This is a genomic window from Candidatus Collinsella stercoripullorum, from assembly GCF_027669965.1.
GTDB lineage: Bacteria > Actinomycetota > Coriobacteriia > Coriobacteriales > Coriobacteriaceae > Collinsella > Collinsella stercoripullorum.
Map to the genome: position 1 here is coordinate 1 of NZ_JAQECM010000107.1, position 968 is coordinate 968.

A 968-nucleotide genomic window follows, 5' to 3' on the forward strand; every position below is an offset into this window, starting at 1 on the left:
CTCCCACAGAAACCACCGAAGAGCCAAAAGATTAGATGTCTAAAAAGCTTGTAGTTAAAGCTTTTTAGACATCTAAATCTAGGTACTAAAACAATTCATCCAGTAAAATATAATATTTTATTTTCTCCCAATCAGGCTTGATCCCCAGTAAGTCAAAAAATAGCTCGACATACTGTTCTTCCCCGATATCCTCCCTGATCGACCGGACGCAGAAGGCAATGTCATACCACTTGTCCGCCCTGCCGCTTCTCCCAAGATCAATAAAGCCACTTACTTTGCCATCTTTCACAAAGATGTTGCTGTCTCCCAGGTCGCCGTGGGAAAAGACAAGTTCCTCTTCGGGCTTTTCCGTCTTTAAAAAATCATACAGCTCGCGCGGATCTTTAAATGGAGTGTCTTCTTCCCAGTTTTCGCAATCCACATCGGCCAGATCGTTATTCAGTAAGTAATCCAATTCGGCTAAGCGGCTGTCTAAGCTATTCGTATAGGGACAATCCGATATGTCGATGGAGTGAAAGAGCCTGATGCACTCCGCATACAGCTCGATAATCTTTTCAGGGCTTTGTTCATCTTCATACTCTTCCGAGCAAAGGACGCCATCGGCCTCACTCATGAGCAGATTGCTCCAGCCATCATGCCGTTCAAAGTGCAGGACCTTTGGAACAGGCAGCTTTCCTTCCAGCCATAGCATCATGTCCTTTTCCCGTTCCACATCATAGGTGGTCCCTTTATACCGGCTGTCCGTCATTTTTAAATATAGGTTTTCATTTTCTCCCACCAGCTTATATACCTTAGCAGGAGACATTCCTTCCGTATCTTTTACGCAGCGGTATTTTTCGATCAGTTTTTTCAATTCCGGTGATATTCTCATTTTAGCCATTTATTATTTCCTTCCTCTTTTCTACAGTATTTAAAGATACCCCAAGAAGCTAATTATAACGAGGCTTCGGTAGTTTGTGTGACAAGGG

At 43.4% G+C, this 968-nt stretch carries 1 protein-coding gene; it reads right to left on the reverse strand.

What is annotated here, in order from left to right; all coding sequences use genetic code 11:
- Window positions 1–85 precede the first annotated feature (85 nt).
- Window positions 86–880, reverse strand: a complete 795-nt coding sequence (gene aph(3')-IIIa / locus PHA29_RS10555) for an aminoglycoside O-phosphotransferase APH(3')-IIIa (protein WP_001096887.1) — start codon at window positions 878–880, stop codon at window positions 86–88.
- Window positions 881–968 lie beyond the last annotated feature (88 nt).